The 16,863-nt window shown below is 42.5% G+C and carries 18 protein-coding genes; 1 reads left to right on the plus strand and 17 read right to left on the minus strand.

Going from position 1 to position 16,863, the window contains the following annotated elements; all coding sequences use genetic code 11:
- Positions 1-93: 93 nt before the first annotated feature.
- A complete protein-coding gene (locus tag Q4519_RS17155) occupies positions 94-555 on the minus strand; it encodes a cytochrome c5 family protein (protein ID WP_232803690.1) in 462 nt (153 codons plus the stop codon).
- A gap of 328 nt (positions 556-883) precedes the next feature.
- Between Q4519_RS17155 and rfbD the strand changes: the two genes are divergently transcribed.
- Positions 884-1,771, plus strand: a complete 888-nt coding sequence (rfbD, locus tag Q4519_RS17160; RefSeq protein ID WP_303514371.1) for a dTDP-4-dehydrorhamnose reductase — start codon at positions 884-886, stop codon at positions 1,769-1,771.
- Positions 1,772-2,167: 396 nt separating this feature from the next.
- Here rfbD and Q4519_RS17170 read toward each other — a convergent pair whose 3' ends face one another.
- The 16 genes from Q4519_RS17170 to rfbA all read right to left on the minus strand — a co-directional run bounded on the left by Q4519_RS17170 (position 2,168) and on the right by rfbA (position 16,748).
- Positions 2,168-3,229 carry an acyltransferase gene (locus Q4519_RS17170; RefSeq protein ID WP_303514373.1) on the minus strand — a complete coding sequence of 354 codons (1,062 nt, stop codon included), beginning with the start codon at positions 3,227-3,229 and terminating at the stop codon, positions 2,168-2,170.
- Between the two features lie 70 nt (positions 3,230-3,299).
- Complete coding sequence (locus Q4519_RS17175; RefSeq protein ID WP_232803339.1) at positions 3,300-5,390, minus strand: secretin N-terminal domain-containing protein; 2,091 nt, start codon at positions 5,388-5,390, stop codon at positions 3,300-3,302.
- An 18-nt stretch (positions 5,391-5,408) separates the two neighbouring features.
- On the minus strand, positions 5,409-5,885 hold the full coding sequence (locus Q4519_RS17180) for a hypothetical protein (RefSeq protein WP_232803340.1): 477 nt from the start codon (positions 5,883-5,885) through the stop codon (positions 5,409-5,411).
- Positions 5,882-6,514 carry a hypothetical protein gene (locus tag Q4519_RS17185; RefSeq protein ID WP_232803341.1) on the minus strand — a complete coding sequence of 211 codons (633 nt, stop codon included), beginning with the start codon at positions 6,512-6,514 and terminating at the stop codon, positions 5,882-5,884. Before Q4519_RS17185 ends, Q4519_RS17180 begins: the two co-directional genes overlap by 4 nt.
- Positions 6,504-7,604, minus strand: a complete 1,101-nt coding sequence (locus tag Q4519_RS17190) for a PilN domain-containing protein (RefSeq protein WP_303514374.1) — start codon at positions 7,602-7,604, stop codon at positions 6,504-6,506. Before Q4519_RS17190 ends, Q4519_RS17185 begins: the two co-directional genes overlap by 11 nt.
- Positions 7,605-7,607: 3 nt before the next feature.
- A complete protein-coding gene (locus tag Q4519_RS17195) occupies positions 7,608-8,480 on the minus strand; it encodes a hypothetical protein (protein ID WP_232803343.1) in 873 nt (290 codons plus the stop codon).
- Positions 8,477-9,178 carry a type II secretion system protein J gene (locus tag Q4519_RS17200; protein ID WP_303514376.1) on the minus strand — a complete coding sequence of 234 codons (702 nt, stop codon included), beginning with the start codon at positions 9,176-9,178 and terminating at the stop codon, positions 8,477-8,479. The genes Q4519_RS17195 and Q4519_RS17200 overlap by 4 nt, the downstream gene beginning before the upstream one ends.
- A complete protein-coding gene (locus Q4519_RS17205) occupies positions 9,175-9,573 on the minus strand; it encodes a prepilin-type N-terminal cleavage/methylation domain-containing protein (protein ID WP_303514377.1) in 399 nt (132 codons plus the stop codon). The genes Q4519_RS17200 and Q4519_RS17205 overlap by 4 nt, the downstream gene beginning before the upstream one ends.
- Positions 9,570-9,995 (minus strand): prepilin-type N-terminal cleavage/methylation domain-containing protein, encoded by a 426-nt coding sequence (locus tag Q4519_RS17210; RefSeq protein ID WP_303514378.1) that lies wholly within the window; start codon positions 9,993-9,995, stop codon positions 9,570-9,572. Before Q4519_RS17210 ends, Q4519_RS17205 begins: the two co-directional genes overlap by 4 nt.
- A gap of 9 nt (positions 9,996-10,004) precedes the next feature.
- A complete protein-coding gene (gspG, locus tag Q4519_RS17215; RefSeq protein ID WP_303514380.1) occupies positions 10,005-10,412 on the minus strand; it encodes a type II secretion system major pseudopilin GspG in 408 nt (135 codons plus the stop codon).
- A 14-nt stretch (positions 10,413-10,426) separates the two neighbouring features.
- On the minus strand, positions 10,427-11,605 hold the full coding sequence (locus Q4519_RS17220) for a type II secretion system F family protein (RefSeq protein WP_232803348.1): 1,179 nt from the start codon (positions 11,603-11,605) through the stop codon (positions 10,427-10,429).
- On the minus strand, positions 11,606-13,276 hold the full coding sequence (locus tag Q4519_RS17225) for a GspE/PulE family protein (RefSeq protein WP_232803349.1): 1,671 nt from the start codon (positions 13,274-13,276) through the stop codon (positions 11,606-11,608).
- Between the two features lie 84 nt (positions 13,277-13,360).
- Entirely contained in the window at positions 13,361-14,161 is an 801-nt protein-coding gene (locus Q4519_RS17230; RefSeq protein ID WP_232803350.1) for an ABC transporter permease, read from the minus strand.
- Complete coding sequence (gene rfbB, locus Q4519_RS17235) at positions 14,162-15,250, minus strand: dTDP-glucose 4,6-dehydratase (RefSeq protein WP_303514382.1); 1,089 nt, start codon at positions 15,248-15,250, stop codon at positions 14,162-14,164.
- Between the two features lie 72 nt (positions 15,251-15,322).
- Complete coding sequence (rfbC, locus tag Q4519_RS17240; RefSeq protein WP_303514383.1) at positions 15,323-15,871, minus strand: dTDP-4-dehydrorhamnose 3,5-epimerase; 549 nt, start codon at positions 15,869-15,871, stop codon at positions 15,323-15,325.
- Entirely contained in the window at positions 15,858-16,748 is an 891-nt protein-coding gene (gene rfbA / locus Q4519_RS17245; RefSeq protein ID WP_303514384.1) for a glucose-1-phosphate thymidylyltransferase RfbA, read from the minus strand. Before rfbA ends, rfbC begins: the two co-directional genes overlap by 14 nt.
- Positions 16,749-16,863: the final 115 nt, after the last annotated feature.

Genomic DNA, 16,863 nt, shown 5'->3' on the forward strand with positions numbered 1-16,863 from the left:
TCCCTTGGTAAAGTAATTTTTCGTCGATTTATTTATACCGTATCTCCCGCGTGGGGAGGAGTCCATACATCTCCTACACCGAATATGGGGTTGTTATAGACCGCTAATCATAAAATCAACAGCGGCTTTGATTTCATCATCAGAACAATCCATACAAGTACCTTTGGCAGGCATGGCATTAAAGCCATTGATCGCATGAGTGTAAAGTGTCTCTTTGCCTTGAGCAATGCGTGGGGCCCACAAGCCTGCATCACCTTTAATTGGTGCACCAGCTGCGCCAGTAGCATGACAAGCCATACATTTTGTATTGTAAACCGTGGCGCCATCACGTGGGCCTGCATCTGCTACTGCTTCAGTTGCGGGGGCTACGTCTGGTAACTCGCCATCAAGGTAAACATCACCAACAGGTTTTATGCGATCTGCAATGGCTTCATCTGACATGTCTGCGCTGGTAGCAAAGCTGAGTGTTGAGAACACGGCTAAGGTGGCAATAGCTAGCTGACGAAGTGTTAATAAGTGTTGAAATTTACTCACAATTTGCTCCAATGTTGTCATGCCTTTACAGGCTTGTTGTTATATCTTCCTAGAATATTAGCCGATTATAACCGCTATGTTGCATGGGATAAACAATTGCGCCCAGATTAAGAATGGTTTGAGCATATGTTCACCCTTCCTTTAAAGTATGTCACTACTATAAAATACGCTGTAAAATCAACTAATCATTCATGTCGTAGCGCATCCGAGTTATGATCGATGCCATGTAATCAATGCTCACAGGGTAACTCCCCCCGAAAACTAACTTCTTGTTAAGTGGTATGAGTAACAATTTTAACAGTAATGCTGACCAACTTGAGGTTGAGCAAAATGATGGAGAGTGTATGTAATGAAGATTCTATTATTTGGTAAAAATGGTCAATTAGGATGGGAGTTGCAACGTTCATTAGCTCCATTAGGGCACCTTACGGCCGTTGATTTTGACTCAACAGACTATTGTGGTGACTTCAGTAATCCTGCCGGTGTGGCAGAGACTGTTCGTTTAGTTAAGCCGGATGTTATCGTTAATGCCGCAGCCCACACAGCAGTTGATAAGGCTGAAAGTGAAAAATCATTCGCTGAATTACTCAACGCCACCAGTGTTAAGAGTATTGCATTAGAAGCAAATAAATTAGGTGCTTGGTTAGTGCATTATTCAACGGACTACGTTTTTGACGGTAGTGGTGAGCAACCTTGGGTTGAAACGGATCAAACGTCGCCACTTAACACTTATGGTGAGACTAAATTAGCAGGGGAGCATGCGGCAGCACTTTGTTCGCGTCATCTCGTTTTTCGTACTAGCTGGGTTTATGCTGCACGAGGGGCTAATTTTGCCAAAACGATGTTACGTCTTGGCCAGGAGCGCAGTGATATGTCAATAATTAATGACCAGTTTGGTGCACCAACGGGTGCGGAGTTATTGGCTGACTGTTCCGCTCATGCGATCCGTATTGCTAAGAGTAAGCCGGAAGTCGCTGGACTTTATCATTTAGTTGCTGCGGGTAGCACTACTTGGTATGACTACGCGAAATTGGTATTTAGTAAAGCCCGTGAAGCAGGAATCACACTCGCTGTTACTGAAATAAAGGGCGTACCTACCAGTGCGTTCCCCACCCCAGCAAAACGTCCACATAACTCCCGGTTAGACACCAGCAAGTTTAAGCAAACATTTGATTTAGAGTTGCCCGACTGGGCTATCGGAGTTGAACGGATGCTATCTGAAATTATGTTTAAATAAAATTATTAGATTTTATAGCTACTTTTTGGTGTGGTAGTGCGCAGTTCGTGCGATGAGTAACTCGGGTCTGTTGATCTTTCGTGATTGTTTTTACAGCGAATTGTTGGGTATTTATACAAAACGTTCGTTGTGGCCAGCTCCTTTGTGGCATAGTGAACTACGCGAAAAGGCGCTAACGCAGTAGAAATGACCAACAAACGTTGTCCTACGGATTCGGCTAAAAGCGTTTTGCCCATCGTTGAGCAGTATTTACTTAGAATGCTAAGCTACACACTGCTCGCCTTGCTCAAAACGCTTTTAGACAAGGTGCCCCCTCTCGAGCAAAAATCAACCAGCAAAGATCAACAGACCCTAGTGTGGCAGAGTGCCACACTGACAGGCTTTGAAACTGTTCAATTACGCTATCTTTGTCAATCTGGGGTAAAATCGTTTTTCGACTAAGTGATAAGAAAGTGAGCCGAAAATAATGGTAAATAGCAAGCAAACAAAACCCGCATAGTAGTTACTATCGGAGTTAAAAAGGCCCTTGTCTGTCATTATTCGCATCAAGGGTAAGTGAAAAAGATAGATCCCGAAACTAATTTTACCTAAGTAAAGTAACCCTGAATAATGCATCGTTTGGGTCAGGAACTTAATTTGCGAGCAGCCAATAAACGCAATGATCAACAGGGAGAAAGTAAACGCTAGCATCGATCGGAATAAAACCGTGTGCTTTGCACTGTCCCAATAGATCGGAGAGCCGGCAAAGTTTTGATATTGATAGAGTAAAATAAGGGAACCAATCAATAAAGCCAGTGCTGGATTCGGCTGGAACAGTTTGCTTGAAATTCGCTCAATAGTCGTTAATTTGGCAACTATTACACCAAATGCAAAAGCATCTAAGGTGCCGATAAGTTGTGTTGATAAAATAAATTTGTAAATGGGGATGGCTTCTATCTCGGTGGCGATGATGTAACGCCATGTCCAAGATATGATGATCCAAAGTGCTAACGTCGGCCATATTTTTCGGCTGTCCCTTAAAAAAACGGCCGATAATGCCATTAAAACATAGAAAGAAGCTTCGACACCTAAGCTCCAATAAACGCCGTTAATGCTGCCATGAGTTTGGTAACTATAGGTGTGAATAAATGTTAAATGCGTGAATATATCCAGATAACCAGTTCTATTGAATAGCAACTCTGGCATTACTAACAACACAATTATTAATATGGAAAAATAATAGGCAGGAGCCAGTCGTAAAAACCTTTTTCTGGCGAAATTTTTCCAGCACCATTCTTGGCTTCGAATGACAGACATGCCGATACAAAAACCGCTGAGAACAAAGAAAAGGTCAACTCCTATCCCCCCCATGTTAAAAAAGTTATGGAAGGGGTTTCCTGCAACTTCTGCAATATGGTAAAAAAATACCGACAAGGCCGCTAAAGCCCTCAAAGCATCGAGGTTATCAATTCTATTCATTCGTTGTTTAGCGCCTTGTGATTGAGTGTGATGGCCAATTAAGGTGTTTAAAATACAATTAAGCCATCACCTATTCACTCACCACCGGCTCCCAACCTGAAATCGCTTTGAATTGATTGGTATAAAAGTCAGCATCTTCTCGGTTATAAAGAATATGAGGTGTAATTAGCATTACCATTTCACTCATCTTTTGGCCTTCTGTCATATTTTGAAATAGTAAGCCAATACCCGGGATATCACCTAAAAGTGGTACCTTTTTGGTCTCTTTTATTTCAGATTTTCTGATTAACCCGCCCATATAAATAGTTTGTCCGCTCTCCACTGCCACTTTGGTTTGAATCGAGTTTCGGTTTATTGAGGGATTGGGACCAACAGCTGCGCCTTGCTCACTTACTTCTTGGGCTATATCTAGCTCAACAACACCGGATTCATTGATGGATGGTGTTATTTCTAGGGTCACCCCAACATCAATATAAGTATAAGACTTAGATACGCTGTCACCACCATTGGAGCTATCAACTTCACCGGTCTGAACTGATATTTGTGTACCAGCGTTGATCTTAGCGCTTTCTTGATCCATCGCTATCAGCCTTGGGTTAGATATTACTTTGCTATTACCTTTGGCTAATTTTGCGGTTAGGCTCGCATCCACATTGTTAAATACGCCAGCCAATCTCAGTTCATCACCATTAAATTGAATAGAGCGGTCGCCCCGCGTGATGTTAGTGCCCACTTTAAAGCTGGTACCAAATTCGAAATCGTCAGTTACCTCTACCGAAAGGATTAATGCTTCAAGTAACACCTGACGGGGACGGCGGTCAATCACTTCAAGTAGGTCTAATACGCGTTTGTAATCTTGGTATTTACCAACAAAAATAAGTGAGTTACGCGTATCATCTACCACTATGCGATAATTTTCACTAACAATGGCACCAGTGGCTGATTTGCCTTTGCTTGGCTCTTTGTAATCAGCGTTAATGCTCGATATGCTAAGACTAGCCTCACGTGCTGCGCCTGTTGCAGAGCGCTGACCGGTGGGAGCTTGCTCACTAGTATCGTTAGAAGATGAGCTGTTGTTGTCGCCAAATACTTGAGAAATAACGGGATATACATCCCCCGCACTAGTGTTTTTCATAAAGTAAGTGTAAATACCGTCGCTGCCACTTTGAGTTGGCAAGGGCTTGTCTAACTGGCGAACCCAAGATTGGGCATAGTTGAGCCATGGCTTGGTTGCCGAGGCGATGATAAAAGAGTTGTTACTCAACGGATATAAAATGACACCACGATTACCTTCATTAATGGTAACAGGAATACTGGCCGCTTTAAGTGCTTGAACCAAATCTGGAATAATATCTTCCACCGGAACATATGCCGGGCGAATGGTGGTTAAAAAAGCGCCTGAGGCCGCAGGCATATCTAACCGATCGAGCATTTCATATAACTTCTCAATCTCACTGCGTTTGGCTATTACCACTAATGAGTTGAGGTTTAGTTGCATCAAAACGGTACCCCCGCTGGGCGCTAATAGTTTTTGCGCAACCTGACTGGCCTCCGTTAGGGCTAAATAGTAGACCGGGACTATTTCCACAACTTTACCATAACGGAGTTTAGGGGCGAGGGTGTCATTAACAAATTCAGCGGCTCTACTTTCCGATTTTGAATTAGGAACCACATTAATAAAACCGTTGTTATCAAGTAGCGATACGCCATTCAGCTGCAAAACTTCTTCTACAAGTCCTAATAAACGGTCTGACGCAACAGGCTCATTCACCCGCAATGTCACTTTTGCCTTGCTTTCGGAAACGTCTGGGTCAACACCGTAGTTAAGGTTTAATACTTCCCCTAATGCCAAATTAACAAATGCAGGTAAAGACATTTGCTCGGCATTGATTGTTAATTCACCAGTGGGTAAAACTAAGCTGGCGGTATTCGACAACTGTTGCGAAGCCCGCAGTAAAGGCGCTGGCTTAATGATCTTACTTTGAGTGGCTGGGCTTGTTGTTGCTTGTTGTGCAGCAGCTTCCTGAGCTTCAAGTACCGTACTTTCAGTTGAAATATCGCGTTCCAATTCAATCGTTTTATTGATTGTTGGTGTTGTCGTCACGCAACCCCATAGTAGAGTCATGGGTAATAGAATATTACACGTTGTTTTAAACTTCATTTATTCAGGCACTTATTTCTACTTAATTGGGAATAGTCGAGTGAGTGTTGGCTCATCCGACCCGGTTTCTGTAACTGTTATCGAATTTTTATCGATGGTTTTTATTTGCATATCATTAGGCAGCTTATCCCCCTCACCATAGCCTTGGTGAAGTGGGGTGAGTCCAGGCCGTTCAATCCAAGCCATGTATCTACCTTGCTGCAACACTATGGCCCTTAAAAACCATTCACCAGCATTTTTTTGCTCAACTGGCTCAGTAATATTGTTGTTCTGAAGGTCTTCTCTTTGACCACTTTGGCGCCATTCTCGGTTACTTACAAATAAGTTAGCGGTTGGCTTGGTGTACTGACTATTAGTGTATTTGGGCGGTAAATCATACTGCCTTGAGTTTGCTTGGTTGGTGTTGCTCAAGGTCTGGTAATCACTATAAACGACAAACAAAATCAGTGTAATACCGACTGAGTAAAGAATGCTGGAAATTAATTTACTGCTCACTGTAAAGCCTCTAGCCTGTTACTTTCACTTAGCAGGTTTTTTTCTGACATAGCTTTAAAAGCGTAGATATTAACAGATAATTCAAACTGTTCACTAGTCACTCGTCTAAATTCAGCTTGATCTATCACTAATAACTCGGGGCTGTGTCCAGCGACTTGATGCATAAAATCGATCAGGTTATCCGCATTGCCTTTTAGGACCCAGCGTGTTTCTATTTTTTCGCCAACCCAAGGTATCACCTTTGCGGGAACAAACCGGCGAGATGAGAAGGTTATTGCAAGAGGTTTGAATTTTTTTTCTAAAATCACCACTAAATTAGAGGTGGCTGAACCCTCTGAACGCCCTTGTAAGTAAGCTTTATCGCTCAAGGTAAGCCAGTTTTTATATTCGCCTAAGGACTTTTGCAGTTGCAACTGAGAATTAAGGAGACTTTTTTCTTTTGAACGTTGCAATTGCGCCTGAGATATTTCGTCTATGCTAGCTGAACGCCAATCCAATATGGGTTGAAAAAATAAAGCCCATAGGACAATGCAAAGTGATAAGAACAGCCCCCATTGTACAATAGGTTTGTCTAATTCGGCTTGTAGTTCATTGGTCGCGAGCGTTTGTTTTAGCGCTTCAAATGCCATGGGATCCTCGCTTCAAAATAAGCTCAAGAGAAAAGCGTTGTTTGTCTTCTTTTGTTTTGACGATATCGCTGATAAATTTTGCCGAGCTAACACTGTCCATCTTTTCGAGTGCTTCAAGCAAACCGTTGGTACTTTGCGCTACGCCATCTAGCTCCATTTTATTATCTTTAAAAGCGATGCGAGATAATACCACGTTTTGTGGTAACTCTTTTGATAGTGAATCGAGAACATGGGTTAACTTTTGTTGTGAAGAAAACTCGGTAATGAGTGCGTCAACGCGCTTTTGGTAGATGGCTAGTTCACTGCGCTGGCGTTGTAGCTGTTGCAATTGTAAAGCATCGGATTCAACTCCTTGGTCTAAACTGGTTGTCTGCCAAAAAATTAAACCGAATGTTGCCAGTATCCATACCATCATTAAGGTAGCTAATCCTGACCACAAGGTGCGGAGCCCCCAAGGAGAGGATATATCAATGGCATTTTCTTTTTGGGCCGCTTTTAACCAATTGAAATCGGGTGTTGTTTTCTTGGAATCAGACAGCGGAAGATCAATGTAATCAAGGGCTGAAATTTCATCATAATAAACACTATCTATCCCATTGCTTTGGCTTAGCCAGCTTAAAAAGCGGCGCTGTTGATGATGTTGGCTTAGATTCCATATATTCGCCGCTGGGCCATCATTTTGGCGCAGGGCGGCAAACAAGGTCTCGCTATCTTTCCAACACAATAGTGTGCCCGGTTTTAGGCACCCTAACTTGAAGGCCATTTCTGGAATCATGTGGGTAGCCGATTCAAGCTCAAAATGAGACCAAATCCAAACCTTAACAGACCATTTTTGCTCCCCTTTGTGGGTTAAGAAATACTTCCCGTAAACAGGCCAAGGCGAAACTTGCCGTAAATCATTATCAACACATTCTTCAAGTTCAGCTTTTGATACATACTCTCTATCGTATGACAGCTCTCTATAGAGCGCTTTAGACTGAGGAATGAGCACTATTACACGATCTAATGGTTTTAATAGTGTCGGGAGGTTGTCTATTTGCCCATGCTCCCCTAGGCGACATATGTATGTAGATTGAAGTGAAAATTTCATTAGTTAAAATCTATCCTGCTTAGGGAAATTCCAGATTCGTTTTTCATATAAATAATGGCTTGCAGAGAGCATTTTATAGCTGCCTTTGGCGCGATAGCCCTTATAGCTGAAATTGACAATAAAATTTGGACTAGGTGAAAATTCTAACCCTTCACCGTACATGCCGTAACCCCTAAAAATAGGTTTTAGCTCGTCCCATTTATTACGTGCCCTTAGTTCTTTTATACGATCCAATTCATTTAAATTTAAACTTAAGGTTGCGGTCAGTACCTGTTCAGGCATGGCTGCATAGTTCATCCAGCCGGGGCCGGATACTAGTAAGTAATCTTTGATTGGCAGAGTGCCATCTTGTTTACCATTAAAATAATCTGGTTTCATACTGGGCAACTCTAATAACTCGTCTTCGCTACGAAATGGTAGATTTCTAGCAGACAGAGGTAATTGCACTGGTATGGTTCGCAGCGGAGACTGCCATGCAAAGGCTTCGTTTGTAATATCAGTAGCTTGCTCACTATAACCTAGGTTATTAAGTAAGCGCACCACGGTTTTAGATGATGCGTGTAAAATATTAATTAGTCCTGCTTCATCTTGTACTTTAACTTCAACATCATTACTTAACACATAGGGTTCGCTATAAATAGGAAGGTTAGTATTACCTAACGTTATTGAACCCGGCGAAAAATGGCCTGATATTAACGTTAATAGTACCCGTTGTTCTGCATTATGGATTTGTATTTCTGCTTGCCATTGTTTTTTATATTCAATAGCTTGGTCTAAATATCCATTTGATTTTTGAGTTAGCGTTAGCGCCATTATGGTTAAAATGGCTAAAATAACTAAGGTTAGAGGTAACACCGCGCCTGACATCTTATTCATGACGAAGTCCCTGGAGTGTAAGCTGGTTCCAATACATTCGAGTGATGGTTTAGTGTGAAAACCCATTCAAAAATCTGACTGTTTTGGTCAATGAATCGTATTTTTACCCGCCGAGGTATACTTTCTTCGTATTCACTTTCAAATTTGCTCAACCAAGCAGGCTGATCACGGTAATAGGCTTGTTTGCCTTGAGGAATGCTCGATATTGAGTCATTAAATGGGGCGTGAATATCGCCTTCGTAGCTGAACTCAATGGATTTCAAATTAGTGAGTAAAGGAAACCAGTCTACCTCTGCCATGTAAAGCCCCCGCTGTGGATCTGCGCCAAGCTTTTCACGGTATCTGAGCTGCCATTGTTCATCAACTCGCTTAATCTGTAGCTCTATTGCAGCGACTTTTCCTGGACCTTGAAAAATCGGAGCAGAGGATAAAAAACGCATGTTTTCGTTGTCGCCATAGAAAAAGGGTGATGATTGTGAAGAGCCCGAGCGAAACCGAGCCGCGACAGACTGTTCAAACGCAAGTCTTAGCCACTGTTCTCGATAAAGTACCCTCGATTCAGATTCGCCACTATGCAAGCTTCGCGTCCAGTTTAACCTGCCTTGCTCAAAGGCGAGTAATGCTAGTCCCATCACGGCAGAAAAGATAGATAAAGCAACGAGCATTTCAATTAAGGTAAAACCTTTATGCTGCTTCATACTTCCCACCCGAGTAATTCAAACTGAAAAGACCAAGCTGCAACTTTAGTATCATTAGGGCTAATCTCTACACTGATATTGTACAGTCGGACGGGGCGGTTACGATCAAGTGCAAGCATGTCTAGTCGAGTAGGAATTTCTGGCGTGATGGCTTGAGCACGCCAACTATAAGTGACATCGCCTAACTCACCATTGCCTTGTTGGGTGGAATATGGATTAACAAACTTAAGGCTGTTGTAAATGTTTCTTTCAATCGATACTCGCTGATTACTCTGGATGGCCCGTTTGGTGGCTAAATCTGATTGATTAAACAAGGGCAACAATGCTGACAAAAGTGCAACCAGTACTACGCTTGCAACGAGTACCTCGATTAATGTAAAACCCTTCTGCTTCATAATTTGGAAAGTTCTATCTGGCCATCAAGACGAGAAATTGAAAGTTGCCAATGCGTTTTTTGGTCAATTTTAAATATAATATTCCCCCCCGTTGTCACATGGTGAGGGCGATACACTATGTCTGTAGGAACACTTACTTGCCAGTTAGTTTGATTGACCTCTTTAAGCTGAGCAGTCATAAATGCCTCATTCACCGCAATAGCATGGCCATCTTTCAGCTCTTTTTTTACCGCTTTAAAACTATTTAGCCACACTTTTTCTATCGCTTGACGCTGTTGCATTTGTTCAAGCTGGTTCCATAATCTCGGCACGGCGATACTGGCAATAAGGCCAAGTAATGCCATGACCACTAGCAGCTCTATTAAGGTGAAGCCTCGCTTACAGCTTTGCTTGGATTGAAGCTTAATAGTGCTACTAGGCATCATATCTATTTAAAACAGCCCTACGTCTTGGTCTTCGCCTTCGCCACCTTTCGTGCCATCACGACCGAGTGAATAAAGAGCGAAATCACCATTTGTTTTAAGCTCATAAATATAGGGCTTATTCCAAGGGTCTACTGGTACTTCTTTAGTAAGGTAAGGACCGTTCCAACCGCGAGTACCGTTTGGGGATACCATCAATGCAGCCAAGCCTTGCTCGGTTGTTGGCGCTTCGCCGACATCAAGGCGGTAAGTATTCAAAGCTGAGGTCAGTAGTTCTACTTGCGCTACCGCTACTTTTGTTTTTGAGCCACCTACTTGTTGAAATAAGCGCGGCCCAACTAAGCCAGCCAGTAAAGAGATCAAAACTAAAACCACTAACATTTCGATCAGGGTAAAACCTTTTATATTGCGTTTCATATATTACTTAACCTTTAAAAAGAAATTTCATTAACAGAAATAATACCGGAAATAATAACCACCATAATGGAGCCAATTAAACCACCCATTATCACGATAACCGCAGGCTCTAATAAGGTAATCACACGGTGTAAGCCTAATTTCAGGCGGCGCTCGTAAAGGGTATTTATTTCACCGAAACTTTGACCTAAATTAGCGCCAGATTCACCTGTGTTGATCATCTGTAGCACCATGTCTGGAAATACTTTTAATTGTGCCATTGCCGTTGACAATGAACTACCTTGTTTCACCATTACCACGGCATCATCTAAGCGTTTTTTTAACGAAGCACTGGCGAGGCTTTCGGCCGAAAGCTCAACCCCGCGAACTAGCTCAACGCCAGAATCAAGCAACCTTTGCATACTACTGGAAAATTGCACAATATCCCATGCTAGTAGTAAACGTTTGGTGATGGGCAATACGGCTAACAACGAAAATAGTTTGGCTTGCAATGCCCCTCGATGGTGTGCGTACCAAAGTAGTGCAATACTAATAAATAAAGACAGAATTATAAAATCGAAATTGTTGTTAACCCAATCAGAAACTGCAATTAAACTGGCCAAAGCGGTATCGCCACCGCCACCTTCAACCATGCTTTTAAAATTAGGGAGTACATAAGAAAAAAGGAACAACATAATAGCAAAGCTGATAAAAAGTAAAAAAGCGGGATAAGTTAATGCGCTGCGCATTTCACTCAATAAATTCTCTTCTCGCTCAACGCGCTCAGCAACGCTATACAAGGCGTTGGGTAAATCACCATTGGCCTCGCCTAATCGCAGCATGGGCGGGACATACTGCGGAAATACATGAGGTAAGGTTTCCATTGCATCCGATAGTGAAAGGCCATTTTCTAAACTGGCAAGTACCATTGTCCATGCTTTCCTTAGTACTTTGCTTTCGGCAACTTTTGATAGTGAAGATACTGCTTTGTCTAAAGGCATGCCGCTGGATCTTAAACTTGCTAACTCGCGTAATGCGGTCAGCAATGCTTCACGTGATACCGTTAGTGGGATGCGCGAGAGGCCACGTTTGATAACTAAAACATTGAGGCCTCTATCATCAAGCACCTGCTGTGCATGCGCTTTTGATTTAGCTTGCACCCAGCCATCAATTAAGCTGGTGTCCTTTTGTCTCGCCACATATTCAAAGTACATTTAGCCCACCACTCGCATAATCTCATCAAGGCTGGTTTCACCCAGTGCGGCTCGTAATAATGCATCTTGTCGTAGGGTTCGCATATTTTGCTGCTTAGCGTATGCAGTTAAGCTGCTACTTTCAATCTCAAAATCGCCGTGGCGACTATCAATAACTAAAAGCTCAAAAATAGCTAATCGGCCTTGATATCCAGTATGATTACAATGATCGCAGCCTACGGCTCGTTTGAATAAATCTTGTTCGGCGCACAATTGTGGCCATTGCGACTTAACGCTCTGCCAGCCAATATCATTCGCTCTTTGGGTTTCAGCTTCACAGCTTTCACTACAATGTGAGCACAACCGACGCACTAAGCGTTGCGCCATTATCCCAACCACAGTGGACTTAATTAAATAGTCTGGAATGCCCATGTCTTTTAGGCGAATAAAGCTGCTCGGCGCGTTATTGGTGTGTAAGGTAGACAATACAAAATGACCAGTAAGAGCTGATTGCACTGCTATTTGTGCGGTTTCTTTATCACGCATTTCACCAATTAAAATAATGTCAGGATCTTGACGCAAAGCCGAACGCAGTACCGTTGAAAAATGTAGACCAATATCACTATTTACTTGAATCTGGGTTAAACCAGGCATTTGATATTCGACCGGATCTTCCACCGTAATGATCTTAGTGTCTATATCGTTTAGTTTACTCAGCAGGGTGTAAAGAGAAGTGGTTTTACCACTGCCCGTTGGACCAGTGACCAGAAAAATACCTTCTTTTTTCTCGGTTAACTTGTACATGGCAGTCATGTGATCAGGAAACATTGCTAACTCTTTGTGCTGATTAGCACTTTGCTGCTCGTTTACTAACAAACGCATTACCACGTTTTCACCATAAACCGTGGGGGTCGTAGCGACACGTATATCAATATTTTTACCGGAAAGTTTAACCCTAATACGGCCATCTAGTGGTAGGCGTTTTTCTGAAATATCTAAACCAGCCATTAGCTTCACCCGTGAAATGACAGCGGCATGTAATGCTAAACTAGGTCTGTCTACTTCCTGTAACACACCATCGATCCTGATGCGAACTCGAAAGACACCACGAAAAACCTCAAAGTGAATATCGGACGCTTTTGCATCAACGGCTTGTTGAATAACGCTATTGACTAGTTTAATGATGGGGGCTGAGCTGGATTCTTCACCCGAACTTATATCCTGCTTTTCATGGTCGGGGTTTTCTAAGGTTTGTGCTAGTTTGCGGAATTCATAATGGGAAGTCAGCACTACTTGATACTCAAAGCCAAGTTCCTGGCGTACCGATTCCGCAACAAACTCATCAAACAGGTTTTCTTTTGCAACAAATAGGGTGTTCTTTTTTAGGAATAAAGGAAAAGCTTCGTTTTTTAACCACCAAGTAAAAGGTAGGTCAGTGCTAACAGGCCTAACCAAGTCAATATCATCTTCACCCATCTGTGCAAGTACGGTATCTAGCAGAGGTAAAGTGAGTTGCTGAGATAAAGCTTGCAATACTTCAGCCTCAGAGCAAATACCTGACGCAATTAAAATTTCACCCGTTAACCTTTTAAAACCTTCATTTTTTTGAGTCTGCAATGTGTCGTCGAGCTCAGCTTCTGTGATCACATTCAACTGAATCAGAATCTCACCAATATACTTCATGCTGCCCATTAAAGAATCCTTATTTGAACGCGCATCTTAACAGAAAACCACTCCAGTAGGAGTGGCTTGATAGAGTTTAGATAGGTAAATTAGCTACAAAACATCGGAAAATAGAGGCTTAAGCCGTTTGAATACGTAGTAACCAAATATCATAAATAGTAGCGATACGACAGAATAAATAGTCCAACTGCCCCAGCTGTCAAAAAGACCAAAAATTGCAGCGTTGCGCAACGCTTCAACCGGAATTGTTAACGGGTTAAATTGCAATATTGGTTGTATGAGAGCGGGGGCGTTATCGAGTGAAAAAAAGATCGTACTAGTGAAGAGTAATACTGTTATGAAAGAAATCATAAATTGCTCTATGTCACGAATAAATACGCCAAGCGCTGCAGTTAGCCAAGAGGCTCCAAGTAAAAAGAATGCCAATGGTAGTAATAACAAAGGTACCAATAGCAACTGCCATTGCATTGCAATATTGTGGTAGAGCATAAACGTAAACAATACGACAAAACCGATTGCCAGCTGGATACCCGATGCAACCAAGGTTACCCAAGGTAAAATCTCCAAAGGAAACTTTACCTTTTTAACCAAATTAACATTATTCATAATAAGAGAAACAGAGCGAGAAAACACTTCCGCTAGCCAGCCGTGTAACAGTAGGCCAGCAAATAGTAAGGTGGCAAAGTCTACTTCTACCGCACCTTCTGGCACGCCCCATTTAGATTTAAAAATATACTTAAAGACAAAAGTGTATATCGCTAACATTAATAGAGGGTTTAAAAAGCTCCAAAACACGCCCAAAATTGAGCCTTTATATTTTGTGGCGATTTCTCTTTTTGCCATTGCCCAAATTAAGGTTCGGTGTTTAATTGGTGCGGCTACAATATTGAGCATTTATTTACCCCATTGCTGATAACTACCATCTTGCACTGCCCGCCACCAAGATTCATTATTTAAATACCAGTCAATGGTTTTTTCAATTCCCGTGGCAAAGGTTTCAACGGGTTGATAGCCTAGCTCGGCGTTTATTTTATCTGTTGCTACGGCATAGCGGCGGTCGTGGCCTGCGCGATCGGTCACATAGGTAATTAATGACTTACTTGAGCGGCCATTAGCTGCAGGAGCAAGTGGGAATTGTTGTTTTAGAGCAGAGTTTTGTGCAAAACGCTGGTCAACCAATTCACATAATAAATTGACAATATCAATATTTGCCCACTCATTGACTCCGCCGATGTTATAGGTTTCACCGACCTTGCCCTGCTTGATAACTAAATCAATGCCACGGCAATGGTCTTCAACATATAGCCAGTCGCGGATTTGTTGTCCGTCGCCGTAAATGGGTAAGGCTTTGTTATCTAATATATTGGTTAAACATAATGGGATCAGCTTTTCAGGGAAGTGATAGAAACCGTAGTTATTCGAGCAATTACTCGTGCTCACTTGCAAACCGTAGGTTTCGTAATAAGCACGCACAAAGTGATCCGATGCCGCCTTACTAGCTGAATAAGGTGAGTTAGGTGCATAGGGTGTTGTTTCCGTAAATGGTGGATCGTTCGGCGCTAAGGTACCATAGACTTCATCGGTACTTACGTGATGAAAGCGGTGAGGCAGTGGGTTTGCAGGGTCAGCTAGCCAGACATTTTTCGCAGCCTTTAGTAGTGCATGAGTACCATTTATATTGGTTTCTAAAAATGCGTCCGGTCCGCTGATTGATCTGTCAACATGGGATTCAGCGGCAAAGTGTACTAGCGTATCAATGTTCTCTTCACGCAATAGATACTCGACCAACTCTTGGCTGTTGATGCTGCCTTTAACAAAGCGAAACCTTGGATTATTGTTCAGTGAATTCAGGTTTTGTGGGTTGCCTGCATAAGTGAGAGAGTCTAGTACTACAACATGATCTTTGTCATATTTAGAAAGCCAATAATGGGCAAAGTTGGCGCCGATAAAACCGGCTCCACCTGTAATTAAAATTCGGTTCATTGTTTACTCACTGCATTTATATAATTGGTATTACGCTGGAATGCTAAGCACACCCCACCCACGAATTTGCTATTAATTAAACTTTGGTGCGTCAGAGAATAACAGACCAGCTTTATCTTTAGGGGACAGCTCAGGCTCTTCGCCTGACAGTAGTGGCCAATCAATCGCAATGGTTGGATCATTCCAAAGCAATGAGACTTCACTTTCTGGATGATAATAGTCAGTGCATTTATATACAAACTCGGCGCTGTCCGACAATACATAAAAACCATGGGCAAAACCTGGTGGAACCCAAAGTTGATGTTTGTTTTCTGCCGACAAAATTACACCCACTGAAGCACCAAAAGTGGCTGAGTCTTGACGCATATCCACCGCTACGTCGAACACCTGTCCAGCTACTGCGCGCACCAACTTGCCTTGGGTGTGCTTGGTTTGATAATGCAAGCCCCGTAAAATACCTTGTTTGGACTTACTATGATTGTCTTGCACGAAGTTGACTGGTGCTACTTCTCTCTGAAATCGCTCTAATTGAAATGTTTCCATAAAAAAACCGCGTTCATCGCCGTAAACTGTAGGCGCCAGAATTTTTACATCATTAATTGCGGTATTAATAATCTGCATCGCGAAAACCTTGCCCTTCTATTATTGAAAGTAAATATTGGCCATAACCACTTTTAATGAGCGGTTGCGCTAATTCGGTTAGCTGGGCTGCATTAATATAGCCCATGCGGTAGGCTGCTTCTTCAGGGCAGGCTACCTTGAGCCCTTGGCGCTTTTCAATTACGCGAATAAAATTGGCGGCATCGAGTAGCGAGTCATGGGTACCAGTGTCAAGCCAAGCGGTACCGCGGCCGAGTTGTTCGACATTTAAAGTCCCCGCTTGTAAATAAAGGTTGTTTATATCGGTAATTTCTAACTCACCACGATGTGATGGTGTGATTTGTTTAGCATACTCAACAACTTTATTGTCATAAAAGTATAACCCGGTGACAGCATACTTAGATTTAGGCTGGGCGGGCTTTTCTTCTATACTCAAGGCTTTACCATTGGCGTCAAAGTCAACCACACCGTAGCGTTCAGGGTCTTGCACATAATAGCCAAAGACAGTTGCACCATGCTCGCGTTTAGCGGCTCGCTGTAAGGTGTCGGCCAGTCCATGACCATAGAAAATATTATCTCCTAACACTAAACAAACACTGTCATCACCAATAAATTGTTCACCAATGATAAAAGCCTGAGCTAAGCCATCTGGGCTGGGTTGCTCAGCAAATGATAGATTTAGTCCCCACTGTTTCCCCGTGCCAAATAATGCCTGATATAACGGGCGATCATGAGGTGTAGAAATAATCAACACATCCCTAATTCCAGATAGCATTAGGGTAGTGAGTGGATAATAAATCATGGGTTTGTCGTAAACGGGGAGCAGCTGCTTGTTCGATGCAAGGGTGACGGGGTGAAGGCGTGTGCCACTGCCGCCAGCTAAGATAATACCTTTCATAGTTACCTACTACATAGTTACAAAATAAGTGGCTAAAAAATTAGACACCCAAATAAACACCCAAAGCAGTCACTAAGCGAATGTAAATAGTGTGCTAAATTTGTCCAGAGAGGAG

This window comes from Motilimonas sp. 1_MG-2023, from assembly GCF_030547455.1.
GTDB lineage: Bacteria > Pseudomonadota > Gammaproteobacteria > Enterobacterales > CBDFNC01 > Motilimonas.

Bases quoted from the DNA above. Each gene is read 5' to 3' on its own strand.
- Q4519_RS17220 (WP_232803348.1), bottom strand. From the start codon at position 11,605: ATGTACTTTGAATATGTGGCGAGACAAAAGGACACCAGCTTAATTGAT.
- Q4519_RS17205 (WP_303514377.1), bottom strand. From the start codon at position 9,573: ATGAAGCAGAAGGGTTTTACATTAATCGAGGTACTCGTTGCAAGCGTA.
- rfbD (WP_303514371.1), top strand. From the start codon at position 884: ATGAAGATTCTATTATTTGGTAAAAATGGTCAATTAGGATGGGAGTTG.
- Q4519_RS17185 (WP_232803341.1), bottom strand. From the start codon at position 6,514: ATGGCATTTGAAGCGCTAAAACAAACGCTCGCGACCAATGAACTACAA.
- Q4519_RS17170 (WP_303514373.1), bottom strand. From the start codon at position 3,229: ATGAATAGAATTGATAACCTCGATGCTTTGAGGGCTTTAGCGGCCTTG.
- rfbB (WP_303514382.1), bottom strand. From the start codon at position 15,250: ATGAACCGAATTTTAATTACAGGTGGAGCCGGTTTTATCGGCGCCAAC.
- rfbC (WP_303514383.1), bottom strand. From the start codon at position 15,871: ATGCAGATTATTAATACCGCAATTAATGATGTAAAAATTCTGGCGCCT.
- Q4519_RS17210 (WP_303514378.1), bottom strand. From the start codon at position 9,995: ATGCCTAGTAGCACTATTAAGCTTCAATCCAAGCAAAGCTGTAAGCGA.
- Q4519_RS17175 (WP_232803339.1), bottom strand. From the start codon at position 5,390: ATGAAGTTTAAAACAACGTGTAATATTCTATTACCCATGACTCTACTA.
- rfbA (WP_303514384.1), bottom strand. From the start codon at position 16,748: ATGAAAGGTATTATCTTAGCTGGCGGCAGTGGCACACGCCTTCACCCC.
- Q4519_RS17225 (WP_232803349.1), bottom strand. From the start codon at position 13,276: ATGGGCAGCATGAAGTATATTGGTGAGATTCTGATTCAGTTGAATGTG.
- Q4519_RS17230 (WP_232803350.1), bottom strand. From the start codon at position 14,161: ATGCTCAATATTGTAGCCGCACCAATTAAACACCGAACCTTAATTTGG.
- Q4519_RS17190 (WP_303514374.1), bottom strand. From the start codon at position 7,604: ATGAAATTTTCACTTCAATCTACATACATATGTCGCCTAGGGGAGCAT.
- gspG (WP_303514380.1), bottom strand. From the start codon at position 10,412: ATGAAACGCAATATAAAAGGTTTTACCCTGATCGAAATGTTAGTGGTT.
- Q4519_RS17155 (WP_232803690.1), bottom strand. From the start codon at position 555: ATGACAACATTGGAGCAAATTGTGAGTAAATTTCAACACTTATTAACA.
- Q4519_RS17195 (WP_232803343.1), bottom strand. From the start codon at position 8,480: ATGAATAAGATGTCAGGCGCGGTGTTACCTCTAACCTTAGTTATTTTA.
- Q4519_RS17200 (WP_303514376.1), bottom strand. From the start codon at position 9,178: ATGAAGCAGCATAAAGGTTTTACCTTAATTGAAATGCTCGTTGCTTTA.